Source organism: Maribellus sp. CM-23 (genome assembly GCF_021354595.1).
Classification (GTDB): domain Bacteria; phylum Bacteroidota; class Bacteroidia; order Bacteroidales; family Prolixibacteraceae; genus Draconibacterium.
The window spans coordinates 365,803-382,029 of record NZ_JADWYJ010000002.1; the positions used below are offsets into that span (position 1 = coordinate 365,803).

13 protein-coding genes are annotated in these 16,227 nt (G+C 44.7%); 9 read left to right on the forward strand and 4 right to left on the reverse strand.

All coding sequences use genetic code 11. The annotated features are described in order from the left end of the window. Positions 1-3: 3 nt before the first annotated feature. The gene (locus tag INQ51_RS08830) at positions 4-1,632 is read right to left on the reverse strand and encodes a SulP family inorganic anion transporter (RefSeq protein WP_233377607.1); all 1,629 of its coding nucleotides are present in this window, start codon (positions 1,630-1,632) and stop codon (positions 4-6) included. A 201-nt stretch (positions 1,633-1,833) separates the two neighbouring features. Here INQ51_RS08830 and INQ51_RS08835 point away from each other — a divergent pair, with 201 nt between their 5' ends. Together INQ51_RS08835 and INQ51_RS08840 are read left to right on the forward strand one after the other, a co-directional pair. Continuing rightward, positions 1,834-2,355 carry a hypothetical protein gene (locus tag INQ51_RS08835; RefSeq protein ID WP_233377608.1) on the forward strand — a complete coding sequence of 174 codons (522 nt, stop codon included), beginning with the start codon at positions 1,834-1,836 and terminating at the stop codon, positions 2,353-2,355. Positions 2,356-2,388: 33 nt separating this feature from the next. Further along, complete coding sequence (locus INQ51_RS08840) at positions 2,389-3,672, forward strand: class I SAM-dependent methyltransferase (RefSeq protein ID WP_233377609.1); 1,284 nt, start codon at positions 2,389-2,391, stop codon at positions 3,670-3,672. 9 nt (positions 3,673-3,681) lie between these two features. Here the strand turns inward: INQ51_RS08840 and INQ51_RS08845 are convergent, their stop codons facing one another. The 3 genes from INQ51_RS08845 to folP all read right to left on the reverse strand — a co-directional run bounded on the left by INQ51_RS08845 (position 3,682) and on the right by folP (position 7,095). Continuing rightward, positions 3,682-4,632, reverse strand: coding sequence for an NAD(P)H-dependent flavin oxidoreductase (locus INQ51_RS08845; protein ID WP_233377610.1), 951 nt, complete (start codon positions 4,630-4,632; stop codon positions 3,682-3,684). 793 nt (positions 4,633-5,425) lie between these two features. After that, positions 5,426-6,220: a diadenylate cyclase CdaA gene (gene cdaA / locus INQ51_RS08850; RefSeq protein WP_233377611.1), complete on the reverse strand. Its 795-nt coding sequence runs from the start codon at positions 6,218-6,220 to the stop codon at positions 5,426-5,428. Next, complete coding sequence (folP, locus tag INQ51_RS08855; RefSeq protein WP_233377612.1) at positions 6,217-7,095, reverse strand: dihydropteroate synthase; 879 nt, start codon at positions 7,093-7,095, stop codon at positions 6,217-6,219. The genes cdaA and folP overlap by 4 nt, the downstream gene beginning before the upstream one ends. A 193-nt stretch (positions 7,096-7,288) precedes the next feature. On the opposite strand from folP, the gene INQ51_RS08860 reads away from it, so the two are divergent. The 7 genes from INQ51_RS08860 (at position 7,289) to INQ51_RS08890 (ending at position 16,218) form a co-directional block, all read left to right on the forward strand. Continuing rightward, on the forward strand, positions 7,289-7,834 hold the full coding sequence (locus INQ51_RS08860) for a DUF1599 domain-containing protein (RefSeq protein WP_233377613.1): 546 nt from the start codon (positions 7,289-7,291) through the stop codon (positions 7,832-7,834). 6 nt (positions 7,835-7,840) lie between these two features. After that, positions 7,841-8,974, forward strand: coding sequence for a BT_3928 family protein (locus INQ51_RS08865; RefSeq protein WP_233377614.1), 1,134 nt, complete (start codon positions 7,841-7,843; stop codon positions 8,972-8,974). Between the two features lie 110 nt (positions 8,975-9,084). Beyond that, on the forward strand, positions 9,085-9,843 hold the full coding sequence (gene tpiA, locus INQ51_RS08870; RefSeq protein ID WP_233377615.1) for a triose-phosphate isomerase: 759 nt from the start codon (positions 9,085-9,087) through the stop codon (positions 9,841-9,843). A gap of 263 nt (positions 9,844-10,106) precedes the next feature. Then, complete coding sequence (locus tag INQ51_RS08875; protein WP_233377616.1) at positions 10,107-10,559, forward strand: hypothetical protein; 453 nt, start codon at positions 10,107-10,109, stop codon at positions 10,557-10,559. Positions 10,560-10,670: 111 nt separating this feature from the next. Further along, a complete protein-coding gene (locus tag INQ51_RS08880) occupies positions 10,671-10,934 on the forward strand; it encodes a hypothetical protein (protein ID WP_233377617.1) in 264 nt (87 codons plus the stop codon). A gap of 9 nt (positions 10,935-10,943) precedes the next feature. Next, entirely contained in the window at positions 10,944-13,292 is a 2,349-nt protein-coding gene (locus INQ51_RS08885) for a T9SS type A sorting domain-containing protein (protein ID WP_233377618.1), read from the forward strand. Positions 13,293-13,362: 70 nt separating this feature from the next. After that, on the forward strand, positions 13,363-16,218 hold the full coding sequence (locus INQ51_RS08890) for a TonB-dependent receptor (RefSeq protein WP_233377619.1): 2,856 nt from the start codon (positions 13,363-13,365) through the stop codon (positions 16,216-16,218). Positions 16,219-16,227 lie beyond the last annotated feature (9 nt).

The window sequence follows — 16,227 nt, forward strand, 5'->3', positions numbered from 1 at the left end:
CTGCTACAATTCCCGCGCTTTTGAAATAGCCAGGTCAAAACTCGGAAGAATCATTCCTTCGCCCAGCAATCCGGTTACTTCATGTTTTTCCAGCTCTTTTAACACCTCGGGACGAACACCCGAAAGGATAACCCTTGTGTGCCCGTGTTTTAGTTCCGATACCACCGCCTTGAGGTTATGAATACCCGTTGCGTCGATAAAAGGAACGTGGCGCATACGGATGATCAGCACCCGCGATCTCGATCCGATCGATTTCAGAATGGAACAATATTGTTTGGCCGATGCAAAAAAGAAAGGCCCGCTAATTTCGTAAATCGCCACACCTTCGGGCAACGACGCATAGTTTTCCAGCACATCGCTGTCCACTTCCATGGTGGCATTTTTACCCGAGTCGGCCATGCGTTTCATAAACAACAGCGAAGAAAGTACCACTCCGATCTGAATTGCATACGTAAGATCGACCAAAACCGTCAGGAAGAAAGTAACCAACAACACCAGGATATCAAAACCCGATCCTTTCAGAATGGACACAAACGAACGCCATTCGCTCATGTTATAGGCTACCACAATCAGAATACCTGCCAGACACGACATCGGGATCAGCTTTGCCCACTTCCCGACAAACAACATAATCAGCAATAAAGTAATCGCATGTATCAATCCGGCGATGGGTGTACGCCCTCCGTTTTTTACGTTGGTGGCCGTACGTGCAATGGCTCCGGTGGCCGGAATTCCGCCAAACAAAGGAGTTACCACATTGGCTACCCCTTGTGCAATCAGTTCCGTGTTGGAACGGTGGTTACCTCCGATCATCCCGTCGGCTACAACGGCCGATAGCAGCGACTCGATACCGCCCAGCAAAGCAATGGTAAGTGCGGGAGCCAGGTAGGCGCCCAACTCGCTCCATTCTATCGACGGAACAGCCAGTTCTATTTTATTGGGAATCTCTCCAAAAACTGTTTCAATGGTGGTTACCGGCACATCCAGCAGTTGAACCAGGGCGGTTATCACCAAAATAGCCACAAACGAACCCGGAATTTTGCTGGTTACTTTTTTGAAAAACACAGTGATCAGTATTGTAACAATCGTAATACCAACCGCCCAGTAATTCATACTTCCCAGCCCCGAAAAATAGGCTCCCCACTTGGGAATAAAGGCCGATGGAAGTTCTTCGATCGTTAGGCCCAGCGCATCTTTTATCTGGGTTGAGAAAATAACCAGTGCAATACCACTGGTAAAGCCAACGATCAACGGATGCGGGATAAACTTCAGCAAAGATCCCAGCCTCAGAAGGCCAAACAAAATCAAGATAACACCGGCCATCATGGTGGAAATAAGCAAACCATTAAAACCGTAGGTTTGCAGAATTCCGAGTACAATAACAATAAAAGCACCGGTAGGTCCGCCAATCTGTACGCGGCTTCCTCCAAGTACCGAAATGATAAACCCTGCCACTACTGCCGTGATCAATCCTTTTTCGGGAGAAACACCCGAAGCCACTGCAAAAGCGATGGCCAGCGGCAAAGCCACAATACCTACGATGATTCCGGCAAAAAGGTCTTTGGTAAACTGTTGTTTGGTGTATCCCTGTTTTAATACACTTAAGAATTTGGGTTGAAATAAATGTGCCATGAACGACCAGATCTAAAAATTAAGCCGCAAATGTATAGACAATCGGACGTCGTTGTCTGAAAGTCCGTCAATATTTTTATTCCGGCAGCGTTTGTTAATTAATCTGCACCAATGTCATTTATTAACGACGCTCTTTTTTATACCATTCAACTTTGCCGGCTACCGGCTGTTATACTCCTTTAAATTATCACCCTTTTGAAAATGAACACAAAAACAAAAGCGGCCCCTACCGCTTACGATGAAATGATGCTCGGCCGGATCATTGATTTTCTGAATGGAATAGGCATAAAAGTAAAGGAAACCGGTTTGAAGGATGATTGTTTTCTACCGGGGCTGTTTCCCAAAGAAAGCGGGATACTTCTCGACAGAACCCGGCTGAAATATCCGGGCGACCTGCTGCACGAAGCCGGACATGTGGCGGTTACCGAAGCTCATTTACGCCCCCTGATCGGCACTTCGGAAATGCCGGAGCAATGGCCCAAACCAGGCGACGAACCGGGAGCCATTCTTTGGTCGTATGCAGCACTGCTTCATTTGGAAATACCTCCCCGGGTTGTATTTCATCCCGATGGGTACAAAGGCGATGCCGACTGGCTGATCGAACAATTTGAAAACAAAAACTACATTGGCCTACCGCTTTTAACCTGGATGGGCTTTTGCAAAAATGATGAGAATAAACCAGGCGCTACCACCTTCCCCCGACTGGAAAAATGGCTTCGCTAACATAGTATAAAACATCCCTAACTTTCATTGAAAATGATCCGAAATAACGAATTAAACTTCCTGAGTTTTAACGAATCCTCTTCCCCCGTTGAGTTATCCGCATCCATCCGTTTTCTGGTTCAAACCATTCGTTTTCTGAAACCGGGGAAGATGGCTTACAAACTCGATTTCTACGAACGCTTTCTGAATTATTTACGCGTAATCGGTTTGGCTTCGCTTTCTCAAAATCAGTCTGTTTTGGATGACTTAAATTCTGAAGATGAATCTACCAACCATTCTTTTGCCCGCTTTCTTATCCATCTGGGCCTTGTTGAAAAACAGGACAGCCAATGGAAAGTAAAGGCTGAATACAGCAGCCTGGCTAAAGATCAGCTCCTTGTTTTGCTGAAAAAAAGTGAAAAGCCCGCGAGCACAAAAGTATCAGAAGCGGAGCGGCAGCTGGTGGATGATTTTCTGCACATTCGCGACCTGGTAAAAAAATACCGCCAGCCTGAAACCCCATTTAAGCACATCCGAAAACACCGCAAAACCTGGGAAAGGCTGGTGCAGTCGAATCAACTGGATTACGAAATACGGCTAAGCGAGACTTTGTTTCATCTCTGGAAGTTTCAGGCAGGCAACAAAATCCGCAGTCCATTCGACGAAGCTTATTATACCGAATCAGGACGCAGCGCCTTTCACAATTTTACCCGCCACCTGTTTCAAAAATACATCAGCCAACTTGCGGCAAACCTGCAACACCCCAAGGTATTCGACCTGGGCTGCGGCTATGGCAATTACGTAGAACTGGTTCGCGAAACCTTTCCCGGTTCGCAGCTTACCGGCGTTGAAATCAACCCGGAAGTTTACCACGCAACCCGTGAAAAATTCTCAACCGACGCAAACGTGGAGATCATCAACACCGACTTTTTTGAACTGAATACCCTTAAACGTTACAATTTTGTGCTGATGAACTATGTGCTGTTCTATTTCAGCCAGGAAGATCAGAAAGCGGTTCTGAAAAAAGCGGCATCGTTGCTTAAAAAGGGAGGTTCCATCCTGCTCTGCCAGTATTTCTCGGGAATCGAGTCCTTAAAAGAACAACTGGCTGAAAAACAAAAGGAACTTACGCTTTTCAAAAAGATCGTGATGTATTACAGCGACAAAATTCTGTATGCCAACACCCTTTGGAACGACAGCGTGGATACCTTTGCTTCAGCCGTAAAATGGGATCATTTTCTGCAAAATCTGCGCGAGTCGGGCTTGTACATCGAAAGTGCCACCAATGCTGATCCTTACTATTATTCGCTGTTTGTGGAAATCAAAGTGAAACCCTAAAGGCTGCGGCTACCAGGCAAACTTTTCGTTTTGCAGGGCTTCTTTGGCCGCACGGTATTCACGGATCAGTTTTTCCATGATTACATGCACCGGAAGTATCTCTGTCAACTGTGCCGACACCTGCCCTATTTCGAGTTCGCCTTCATCCAGATCGCCCTCAAACATGCCTTTCTTGGCACGTCCGCGCCCCAGTAATTCCTTTAAGTCGTCGGTTGATGTTCCCGCTTTTTCGGCTTCATCCACCTGCATAAAAAAGCTGTTTTTGACCAAGCGCACAGGAGCCAGTTTTTTAAGTGCGAGCTTTGTTCCACCCTCCGACAGGGCGATCACCAGCTTCTTAAAATCGGGATGTGCCGACGACTCTTCCGCCACGGCAAAGGCCGATCCTATCTGTACACCATCGGCCCCCAACACCATGGTGGCCAGCATGGCTTCGCCCGAGCCAATACCTCCGGCAGCCATCAGGGGCAAACCGGTCACTTTCCGTACCGACGGAATCAACGACAAGGTGGTGGTTTCTTCCCGTCCGTTGTGTCCCCCGGCTTCAAACCCTTCGGCAACAATGGCATCCACACCGGCTTCCTCGCATTTCTGCGCAAAATAGGAGCTCGAAACCACATGCACCACTTTAATACCCCGCTCCTTTAACCAGCCTGTCCATTTTTTGGGACTACCGGCCGAAGTAAACACCACCGGAACCTTGTGCCGGGCAATAATCTCCATGACTTTTTCCTGCTCGGGGTACATCAGCGGAACATTCACGCCATACGGTTTGTCGGTGGCCTGCTTCATTTTCACAATGTGCTCTTCCAGCGTTTCCGGATGCATTGAGCCGGCACCCAGCAATCCCAATCCGCCACTGTTACTGACTGCTGAAGCCAGTTTCCAGCCCGAACACCAAACCATTCCGCCCTGTATTACGGGATACTGAATACCAAATAAATCACAGATTCTGTTCATCGTTCCAAAAGATTTATGCGAAGGAAACAATTATCCCGCACATTTGGGCTTTCGTTGATCCCGAAAAGCGGATTCTTCAATTTTCAGAAACATTAAAACTCCCTCTACAAAATTCAACAGTCGAGAAATAGTTCGCACCACTTCTGCACAACACAACCATTAATGCACTTAGCGGATTTTAACCGCTTAGCGCTTGCTCCGCGATGGTAGCCATTGAGAATATTGATTATTTAGGTTTAAAGGGACACGCGCTAATAATTCGGAAACACGTTTCCTGTTGCTAAAGTAGGGTTAGAAGGATCGGTGAATTTTATTTGCCGGATGTTCTTTACGAGGTTAAAAACCTCTTATCCCTGTTGCCATTCCACGGAACCAGGCCCCGGACAGCGGCTTATTCGCTTCAACAGTGAACTTCTCCGTCAAGTTGTCTACTCTTTAGAAAACTACGTAATTTGATAAAATATCATGGTCGTATCTTTAGAAAACTACGTAGTTTGATAAAATATCTCAGTCAAGTCTTTAGGAATCTACGTAGTTTCATAAAATATCTCAGTCAAATCTTTAGGAAACTACGCAGTTTGATAAAAATTTGCGCTTATATCTTTAGGAAACTACGTAATCTGATAAAATATCGTCACCTTTTCTTTAGGAAATTACGCAGTTCCATAAAGTAAATTGCGTTTGTAATATGCCTTTTGCCTGCCGGCATCCTTTATTATTGATTTTAGCACAAGCGTCAACGTATGAGCGGGTGGATGGACTTTACAAAATCAGCATAGAACAAGTGCGGCCATTAAACCGGCACTTCTTCCTGGAATCTTTGTTCCAGTATTTGAATAAGTGCTTCTTTGGAAATACGGCGTTTGATCTCGCCTTTTTCGGCTACGGAAATGGAACCACGTTCTTCGGAAACAACAATCGACAAAGCATCGGAGTTTTCCGACATTCCCACTGCAGCCCGGTGTCGCAGCCCCAGCGCTTTATCGAGCGATTTAGATGTTAGCGGAAGAATACACCCGGCGGCCACAATCTGGTTCCCTTTGATGATGATCGCCCCGTCGTGAAGCGGAGAATTTTTAAAAAACAGGGTACGAATCAGCGAAGAAGAAACCGCAGCATTGATCTGCTCTCCCGTATTGATCTGCTCGTTGAGTTCCGAGTTTCCGGCAATAATGATCAGGGCGCCGGTTTTGGTTTTCGACATCGACTCACAGGCATCTACCAGGCTGGCAATCTGCTGGTGATTGATCACCTTTTCCTTCCCGGCACCAAAAAGTTTGTCAAACGACAAAAGCCGGTTCAGGTTGTACCTGCTCCCGATAAGCACCAGGAATTTCCGGATCTCGGGGTGAAATACAATAATCAGCGCGAGCACCCCTACCCCGATGAACTGCCCCATGATCGACCCGAGCAATTCCATATTTAGTGCCTTTACCACCAGCCATAACAGGTAAAGCGAAAACAGTCCGACAGCAATATTAAAAGCCACCGTTCCTTTTATAAGACGATACAACTGGTAAATCAAAATAGCCACCAGGATTATATCAAGGATATCGAGAAACCGTATGGTAATAAAAGCAGAGATCACTTAATAGATGCTTTAATTTCACAAAAGATTTTTACGGCTTCCACCGCTTCTTTAACGTCGTGAACACGAAGGATATCGGCACCTCCCAGCAAAGCCAGTGTGTTAGCTACGCTGGTGCCATTCAACGCTTCTTCAGGTGTAATGTCCAGCGCCTTCCAAATCATCGACTTACGGCTTAAACCAACCATTACCGGCAGTTGAAATACTTTGAAAGCATCGAGCCGGTTCAGCAATTCGTAATTATGGTCCAGGTTTTTCCCAAACCCAAAGCCGGGGTCAATAATTACATCTTTTACGCCCAACTTGGTAAGTTTCTTATACTTTTCAGCAAAATAGGACGAAATATCCTTGATAATGTCGGTATATTCCGGGCTGTCCTGCATGTCTTTCGGAGTTCCCTGTATGTGCGACAAAATATACGGAACCTGCAGCTGTGCCACTGTTTCAAACATTTTAGAGTCGAGCATTCCTCCCGAAATATCATTCACGATGATCGGCCCTATCTCGTCAACCACGCGAACAGCCACCCACGAGCGAAAGGTATCGATCGAGATCGGAATATCGGGGAAGTTCTTCCGAATGGCCTGAACGGCCGGGAGCAAGCGCCCCAGCTCAAGCTTGGTTGAAACATTTTCGGCCCCGGGGCGGGTCGACACGGCTCCCACATCAATAATACCCACTCCTTCACTGATCATATTTTCCACTGCATTCAGCATGGTGGTCTCGTCTTCCATTTTGCCCCCGTCGTAAAACGAATCAGGTGTGATATTCACGATTCCCATCACAACCGGAATGGAGAGATCAACCTGACTTTCTCCCAACTGAATCGAACTATTACGTTTAAGAAATTTGCCAGCGGACTGTGTAATCAACATAACATTAGTGCCATTTATGTTTAACAAATCATTAAGGACTTATAACAAGCCGTTAACTACAAAAGTAGAATAAAACAAGTCAAATTTGCCATTTTTTCATACTTTTATCTCTTAATTTAGCAATGTGGAAACGATTAATTGGTCTATCTTTCCGCCCTGAATTGAAATCCGGAAAAGCAGTAATAAATTGAACATGGAGAAGACAAACCAGCAATACGATCGGGTAATAGAAATATGCCGAAATTTGTTTAACCAGAAAATGACAGACTATGGTACTGCCTGGCGTATTTTGCGGCCTCAATCCCTGACCGACCAAATTTACATAAAAGCCCAGCGCATTAGAAGCATCGAAGAAAAAGGTGTTTCAAAAGTGGGCGAAGGTATTAAACCTGAATTTATCGGTATCATCAATTACTGCATCATGGGTTTGGTGCAACTCGAACTGGGCCCCTCCGACGAGGAACTTCCGGGAGAACAAACACTTGAGCTCTACGACAAACATTTTCAGCAGGCCAAAAAACTAATGATGGACAAAAACCATGATTACGGCGAGGCCTGGCGAAACATGCGAATCAGCTCTTACACCGACCTGATCCTCATGAAAATAAAACGCACCAAGCAGATCGAGGACAACCTGGGAAAAACCCTTGTATCGGAAGGAATTGACGCCAACTACATGGACATGATCAATTACGCGGTGTTTGCGATGATCAAAATTGAATTCGAAAACGAAGACTAAAAAACTATGGTAAAAATTCTGAAACACCTGGCCCGGATTCTTTTCGGACTTGTTTTTATATTTTCCGGTTTTGTAAAAGGAATCGATCCGTTGGGATCTACCTATAAATTCACCGATTATTTTCATGCACTGGGGCTCGACAGCCTGGTGTGGGCAGCTTTCCCGCTCGGAATATTGCTGGCTTTTGCCGAATTTGCCATTGGCGTGGCCTTTCTCTTTAACTGGCGCATGAAGTGGTTCTCGTGGCTGGGCCTGCTTTTTATGGCTTTCTTTACGCCGCTTACGTTGTGGATTGCCGTAAAAAACCCGGTTACCGACTGTGGCTGTTTTGGCGATGCACTTGTAATCTCGAACTGGGAAACCTTTTACAAAAACCTGTTATTCTCGGCACTAGCCATTATCGCGGTGTTCAACCGCCAATGGTACTCGGAGCAGGTAAAAACCAAAACTCCGCTGGTACTGAGTTCCCTTACTTTTGTGGTGTATTTCGGCATGGTTTATTATTCTTACAATCACTTGCCGCTGATTGATTTCAGGCCTTACAAAGTAGGCACCCACATTCCGGAGGCCATGAGCATTCCGGAAGGCGCTCCTCAGGATGAATATGAAAACATTTTCTACTACAAGAATAAAAAAACAGGCGAAGTAAAAGAATTCACCGAAGAGAATTACCCCTGGCAGGATACGGCCAACTGGGAATACGACGATATGGTGTCGAACCTGATTCAAAAAGGATACGAGGCTCCCATTCATAATTTTATGATTGAATCGCCCGAAGGAGAAGACATTACCGACTTTTTTATTTACGACGAGAATTATGTGTTTATGCTCATTGCCTACGATCTGAGTAAAGCGAACACCCGTTCGCAAGACCAGATTAATGCCCTGGCAGATTGGGCGCTCGAACAGGGCTATTCGTTTGTTTGCCTCACTTCGTCGTTGCCCGATGAAGCCATGGATTTTGCCGACCAATACGGTACACCCTACGAGTATTTCAACGTGGATGAAGTGACATTGAAAACCATCATCCGGTCGAACCCGGGCTTGATGGTGCTGAAAAACGGTACGGTAATCGCCAAATACCACGCCAACGATATTCCGTCGCCCGAAGCATTTAGCACGGAATTCATGAGTAAATAAATGGTTAATTGTAAACGCGACAATCTTGAGATGCAGGCTAGTATCGTTTAAGCTGCTAATTTTGTGTGCGTTTTAAGATTCATCTAATCTATTAAATAAATTACCAGAATATGAGACAAAAAATAGTAGCCGGTAACTGGAAATGCAACACAACTCTGCAGGAAGGTATCGAATTGGCAAAAGCAGTAGATGCTGTTGTGGCAAAAGAAGCTGCAAGCGATGTAGTGGTGGTGGTTGGAACTCCTTTCACCCACATTACCAAAGTAGTTGAAACAGTAAACACTGCAAGAATCGGCGTTGCTGCTCAAAACTGTGCAGCCGAAGCCAGCGGTGCTTTCACCGGAGAAGTTTCTGCCGAGATGATTAAATCAACTGGTGCGGAATACGTGATCCTTGGGCACTCTGAACGTCGTGAATACTATGCTGAAACCAGCGAAATTCTGAACAAAAAAGTAGCACTTGCCCTGGCAAACGGATTAACTCCGATTTACTGCTGTGGCGAAGCACTGGATATCCGCGAAGCCGGCACACACAACGAGTTTGTTGTAAACCAGTTGGAAGAAACTGTTTTCCAGCTTTCTGCTGAAGATTTCAAAAAAATCGTCATTGCTTACGAACCCATCTGGGCAATCGGAACAGGAAAAACTGCTACCTCAGACCAGGCTCAGGATATGCACGCAAACATCCGTGCTGCCATCACTGCTAAGTTTGGTGAAGAAGTAGCTGAAGGAACTTCTATTTTATACGGAGGAAGCTGCAAGCCTAGCAATGCCAATGAATTATTCGCCAACAAAGATGTTGACGGCGGATTGATCGGTGGTGCTTCATTAAAAGCCGAAGATTTCATCGGCATCATCAACGGTTTCTAAGAATAAGCTCTTTATTCTTTAACGATATTTTCAAAAACCATGGTTCTGAACGCAACAGAATCGTGGTTTTTTTTTTGCTTCCCTCAGAACTATTCCCCGTCCATTTAAGCGAAAATTGCCCTTCAAATTCACTTTTTTGAAGCTTCGTATCACTTAATTTGTAATTTAGTTGCGTAAAGCTGAATGAATTATACCCAACCAATAATTTAAAAAGGTCAAAGACCGGCTCAGCATTTACAGAATTGCTCAATAAATAAGGCAGGATGAAGTATCTGATTGTACTTGCATGTTTCACGATAACCCTTTCCTTTACAAGCTGTAACAATACAGCCCAAAGATCAGAGGAAGTGGCTTCCTATACTTACGAGGAAGAGAAAGTGGAAATGAACAATCAGTTAAAAGCCGCCATTCCGGCGTGGGTAAAAGAAGGAACCATCTGCTACGGGCTGGTCGTACAGATTGATCAGGAAAAGAATCCGGTGAAAGGCAGGCCTGTAAAAGCCAAAGTGGTGCAAATAGGCAAAGATGCTGTAAAAATGAAAGCGCTTGAAACGGTTAGCCTGGTCGAATTTGAAAGCTGCTCTAAAATGGGTATCAGCAAAGGCGAAATCTGGGATGAAAAGGAGGGGGATTTGTACCTTAGCAAGGAAGAAGCCATAGAAGCGCTCAAAAAAATGAAAATCTACAAGCTGGCAGAAGGAACAACAGCAAACTAGCGATGTATAGGGCATGAAACCTCGTAACGCCATGCTGACCTTCGGCTAACGGGATGACGACATAACATAATTAACTTGGCTAACACTAAACTCATAAATAAATCAGTCAGAATGAATTTACCTAACATTAACAACGACAACGGAGTGGTGGCGGTAAACACAAAAGCTGACGATAATGTCAAGCAGATTATTGCGATTACCCATACATACACAACGACTGGCATTGTGAATGTGGAGCAAGCGCTTTTAAGCGACTCGTTAAGCATTTTCTACTCTTCTAAGCAGACAGGCAAAGTGCTTTCCAAGTTTGATTTTTCAATTGAAATTGCACAGTCAAAACAAACCAATAAAGAAAATAAGTATTCAACCATATAGATGTGAACTATGAAGATCTTTACCTTACTGTTTTTTATTGCGGGGCTAAGTTTTCTGGCTGTGGGGCAAAACCCGGTATTTAACTGGGAGAAAACAGTGCTTAGCGAAAACCTCCTGAAAAGGATGGAAATAAACGGAAATAACGCCATTATTGCGGGTTACGACAATGCCTTCTTTAAATCAACCGACGGTGGAGCAAGCTGGGATACTCTAAATCTGATTCAGCCCGTATTCAATCTTTTTGACATAAGTGTAAAAGGAAATACCGGGTATTCAATTGCCCGATCAAAAATGCTTTACAATGCCAAACACGACGTTTACGCCGATGGCTTTATTATGAAAACAAGCGATGGTGGGACCACTTGGGCCGTAGTGGATGCACCTGTATTTGAACTGGCCAATAACCCGGCTCTAAGCCCGAACGATACACTTTGCTATGCCATCGACTATCAATCCATCGAAACGGTGAACGACACTGTTGCTTTTTGCGGTGTGAGATGGTTTTCGTACACCAATACCAACCGAGTTATACACAACGGAATTTTCAAAACCCAAGACGGAGGCTCTACCTGGACCAACATAAGTGGGGACATGGGAAGCAATGTAACATCGTGCATCACTTTTTGGGGCGATAACGGGTTTGCCGGAGGAAACAAACATTTGTTCAAATTATCAGCCAATGCAGATACTGTGATTAAATGTTTTGATAAGTTATCGGACAATGGACAAGGCTTTATCAATGACATCTCAATGGTCAGTGAAAATGAGATACACCTGGTTACATCCCGTGATAGCGTTTTTTATTCGACGGACGGAGGTATACATTTCACCAAATATCCCGGCATAAAAGGAGGACAGGACATCTTCAATGTAAATGACTCGACGATGGTGGTTAGTGGTATCTCCAACAATTCTTTTGTTTCGACCGACTCGGGACAATCATGGAAAAACCTAAACCTAAGCACGTCCATTTATGAGATTGTCGGAATAATGAGCGATTCACTGATTTTGCTGGCCAATTCGGCCATCTACAAGATTGCGATCAACGACCTTTTATCCGAGAATTATACGTTCTCTTCAGAAACACTCGGAAACGGAAATTTACAAAAAGCATATATTGCCAATGAAAATGAAATGACGGTGGTTGGCTACGAAGCAAGCTTTCTGAAAACAACCGATGGAGGAGTTAACTGGAATTCGGTTGAAATCCCACATATTCCGGCCATGGATCGTTTCTGCGAGAAAATTGATTTTAACGGACTAAGTATGGTAGGCGATAAAGGCTATGCAAGCTTTAACAAAATCAGGTTTGTAGATTATAAAACCAAAGACGACATTTATTGGTCCGGAGGCATTATTTACACCAAAGACAACTGGGAAACCTGGAACTTTCTCGACGTCTCCAAAATTGGTAAAAATAACCCCGAAGACATAAGCATGAATCCGAACCACACCAATTGCGGTGGAGTTAACACCGGGATGCTGAAATATACTTCAGATGATGTGCTACTGCTATACTGCGACTGGAATGATTACATTGCCGAAAGAGCCGAGCACGGGCGCATATTCAAAACAATGGATGGCGGAAAAAACTGGTTTCCTGTAAGTGACGATTTTTTAAAACTTTCTATTAATAGTTTACTTGTTCAGGGAGACACAATGTACATTGGGGGTTACAAAACCCTGCAAAAGTCGACCAATGCTGAAATAAAAACAGGTACCTCCATTATTGATTTTACCAACCTCTACCCTATTTTGGACGAAGGAGAAGACGATGCCATGTCGGTTAATTCGGTTTGGGCCGATAAAGACGAGCTCTTCGTAATCACAACAAGCGACAGCTGTTTTATGTCAACCAACGGGGGCTCCTCGTTTTCCGCATTTGGCGAGACAATAGGAAGCAACGATTTTTATCGTTTTGACAATAATTCAGTAATGTTACTTGGAAGCAGCACAAAATCCCGATTCACCAATAACATGACTGACTGGGTTGATTGTTCCCCGGGAGTAAACATTTACACTATAGGCGGCGTGTACAACGGTAAAATTTATGCCCTGGCTAAAGGCGATATTTATTCAACCAGCATCGAAGGTCTTGATATTAAAACCTCGGTTCCCATAACCCAGTTGAGAAAAGGCCTAAACGTTTATTATGGTTCACATTCGGTTCAGGTGGTTGCTGACAACGACGAAATTGAAAGATGTACCCTGTATTCCATCAATGGAAAAATGATATCGGTACACCAACCGAACAACCGTACTTACCGTTTCGACACGCGTAATTACCAACCCGGGATTTACATTGTACACTGTGTTGTTGGAGGAAGAGCCTTTTCCAATAAGGTCATTTTCAAATAAAAATGATATTTCCTGATTCTGCATACCTAAGTACAGGATCAGGAAAACTCAGACTTTATGCATATCAGCTATGTCAGGAAAGCGATTCATACTACTTTTTATTTTTTGGTTCGGCCTTTTTAACCTGGGGAATGTTTTTGCCCAGGAGAGGATTGCTGTTAACGGGAAAATAAGCGATGCAAAAACCGGAGATCCGGTAATGTATGCCAACATTGCTTTTCCGGAACTGGGCATTGGAACTTCTTCCAACGAAAACGGCGAATTCACCCTTCGGAATGTTCCGCCTGGCACCTATAATTTCACCGTAACTTATATTGGCTACCAGGAATACACCGTAAGTATGACGCTTCAAAACGACGTTGATCTAAAAGTCAGTTTAAAACAACAATCGCTCGGATTAAAAGAAGTGGTGGTAACCGCCGAAAACAACACCGGAGCAACCACTTCATCCTTAATCGGGAGCGAAGCTATTAACCATGTGCAGGCAACCAGCCTGAACGAAGTAATGCAGCTGATACCTGGGAACCTGGTTGTAAATCCCAACCTGAAAACTCCTGCAAGAATAAGTATCCGTGAAATTGGAACCGACATAAACAGTGCGCTCGGAACAGCCATTGTCGTTGACGGCATCCCATTTTCGAACGACGGAAATATGCAGCAAAGCATCCAGGGAGGTTTCTCTTCGGTGGCCGGAACTGGAATAGACCTCCGGCAAATAGCCGTCGATAACATCGAATCAATAACGGTAGATGTCGGCATCCCGTCGGCCGAACAGGGCAACCTTACTTCGGGGGCAGTTCACATAAAAACAAAAACGGGTGGCTCACCTTATCGCGTTAAGCTGCAAGCCGACCCGCATACCAAACAGGCCTACCTAGGAAAAGGCTATTTGCTTTCCGGCAACCAGGGGGTTATTAACATCGATGCCGGTTATACCGATTCTTACGGAGACCTGAACCGCCAAACCGATCGTTTCAAAAGAGTCAACACTTCGGCCAAGTACTCCAATACTTTCTTTCGGAATTCCACACCTCTGAACATCGAATGGAAGATGGATTTTACGAGCTCGCTCGATGGGAAAAAATGGGACCCGGATATGAAAGCCCGGGAAGAACATTTTGCAAAAGACAAAAACCTGAATTCCAAAATTTCTGCTTTGTGGTCGGTCAACAAAAGCCTTTTCAAAAGTCTTTCATTCGATTTGGGAGTAAGTAAAACCTGGCAGGAAGGCTACGAAAAAACGCTTGAAACAACTTCGACAGGAGCCAACTTTTTTGTTACCTCTTTGGTCGATGGTGAATTTCCGGTTGAGTACGGCCCTGCTACCTATTACTCGGAAGTGAATTACAACGGACGTCCGTTTGATATTTATTCGAAGCTCAAGGCAAAGTTTTACCACCAAACAGGGCGTTTAAGCAACAATGTTCTGCTTGGAACCGAATGGCGAACCACCGGCAACAACGGGGAAGGACGAACTTTTGACCCCACGCATCCTCCGGCAGGAGAAGGAACCCGCCCGCGGCCTTTTACTGATATCCCCTCGTTGCACCAACTTTCTATTTTTGCCGAAGATAAAATCGATCTGAAACTGGGAAAAACCGTTCTTCACATTATGGCCGGTATTCGCATGGACAACATTCAGCCCAAAGGTTTGCTGAAAACAAATGGCACTTTGGCTGTTGATCCGCGTCTGAATGTAAGTTACACACTCTTCAACAGAAACAGTTCGCACACCTTCCGAAATCTCACGCTTAGGGCGGGTTACGGACAAACCACCAAAGCTCCTACCCTCCTTCATTTATATCCCGACAAGCATTACAGCGACTACGTCAACTTTAACTACTACCCCGACCTTGCAGTAGCAACCACCAACGTGAAGGAAGACACGCGTAATCCGGAACTGAAAGCTTCTACCAGCGAAAAACTGGAAGCGGGAATCGACTTCCGGATCAACAATGTAAAAGCACGAATTACCGGTTTTTATGAAAAGCAGGAAGGTGGTTTTATCCTGGATCATAACTTTTTCCTGTTAATGTATCGTCAGTACGAACAAATTGCACCGGGACTTCATCCTTATTTTGTAAAAGGCCAAGGAGTTTATTACACTGCCCCGGACACGGAAACGCCGGTAGCAGTTCCTTATGAAATGAATGAAAAATTTTACAGCTACGGTATCTACCGGAATGCACAAAGCCGGAGGAAAAAAGGCATTGAGTACAACATTGATTTTGGCAGGATTGAAGCATTGCACACCTCCTTTGTTTTGAACGGCGCCTGGTTACAAACAGAATCGTACAAAACGGATGTACCTTACTGGAGCCAGCAACGTTACACCACTTATAACAACAACACCAGCACGCAGGAATCATTTGTGGTAAAATTCCCCAACCAGTACGGCTATGGGGTTGTTCAGGAACGACTTAACTCGAACCTCAGCATTATCACCCACATCCCGGAGATAAGGATGCTGGTAACCCTCACAACACAGGCAATATGGTACGAAAAAGACTGGAGAAAACGTTACGATGATTATCAATTATATTCGCTCAGCGATCTTCGCGACTACCTCGGACAGCCCAACCTGTTTCAAAACGAGCAAGAAGATGAATATTACTATTACCTGCCGGTAAGTTACCGGAACTACGACGACGTGGAGCACCCCTACCTGGTTGCGGACTTTCAGAATACCCTGGCACAGCAAGCCATCGAAAAAGAAAAACGTTACCGGTTTGCAGCCCGCACTCTTGATCCGCTTTTTGTTTTTAACATTAAAATTTCGAAAGAAATTGCACAACGTCTTAAATTATCCTTTTTTGCCAATAACTTTCTAAACATACGCCCCTGGGAACTTGATAAACGGGAAGGCACTTACCTTAGAAGAAATGCAGAACCTTATTTTGGAGCAGATATACAAATGCAATTTTAACAAACCTGA